Source organism: Lysobacter sp. P5_B12 (genome assembly GCF_056400425.1).
In genome coordinates, this window is sequence record NZ_JBFULG010000021.1 from 1 (window position 1) to 1,054 (window position 1,054).

At 68.3% G+C, this 1,054-nt stretch carries 1 protein-coding gene; it reads right to left on the reverse strand.

Translation table 11 applies throughout. From position 1 onward, the window contains the following. A partial coding sequence (locus AC1DOM_RS16775; protein WP_498965359.1) for a methyl-accepting chemotaxis protein occupies window positions 1–1,054 on the reverse strand: 1,054 nt, incomplete at both ends.

Genomic DNA, 1,054 nt, shown 5'->3' on the forward strand with positions numbered 1-1,054 from the left:
CATGGTCGTGACCACCCATGGTCGTGACCACCTGGCCGACCACCTGCCCGCCCTGTTGGGCGATCTGCGTGGCGCCGAGGGCGAGCTGGTTGGCTTGGCGTGCGTTGTCCGCGTTCTGCCTGACGGTGGAGGTCAACTCTTCCATCGAGGACGCGGTTTCCTCGAGCGAGGCGGCCTGCTGTTCGGTGCGTCGCGACAGGTCGTCGTTGCCGGCGGCGATCTCCATCGCCGCGGTATTGATCGCGTCGCTGCCCGAGCGGATGCGACCGACGATGTCGGTGAGCTGCGTGGCGGTGCGATTCGCATCGCCGGCCAACTGCCCGAAGCGGCCGGGCAGCGCGACATCGATGCGGCGCGAGAGGTCGCCTTGCGCCATCGCTTCGAGGACGGCGCCCACTTCCGCCAGGCCATCTTCGGCCGTGGCCATCAGCGCATTGAGGCTGTCGACCAACTCGCGATAGAAGAAGGAAAAGCGTGCGGCGTCGCCGCGCTGGGTAAAGTCGCCGGCCGTCGCGGCATCGACCAGGTGTTTGATCTCCGCGTTGACCGCCTGCATGCCGGCCTTGACCGCGTCCACCGCGGCAGCGGCTTCGCCCTTCTTGCCGGGCATGCGATCCACGTCGCGCGACAGGTCGCCGCGTCCGTACGCAGCCACCACGTCGAGAATGTGCGCGGTCGCGTCGATGTGCGAAGCGACCAGCGTGTTCGTCTGTTCGGCCATTCGCGCATACGCGCCGGGGAAGCGATCCACCGCGATGCGATGGTCGATTTCGCCCAGCTCGTGCTGGTCGAACATCGCTTCCTGCGCGACGGCGTAGCTGCGCAGCACGTCCACCATGTCGCGCATGGCGGCGGCGAGGCGGCCGGTTTCGCTGCGGTCTGCCGCCGGTATGCGCGCTTCCAGGTCGCCGCGCGCGACCGATTGCGCGACGCCCACCACCTGCGCCAGCGGCCGGACGATGGAGCGCGTGATCAGCGCCGCGAGGACGACCGCCAAACCCAGTGCGATCAACAGCATCACGCCGATCGCCCAGAGATTGAAGCGGTACTCCGC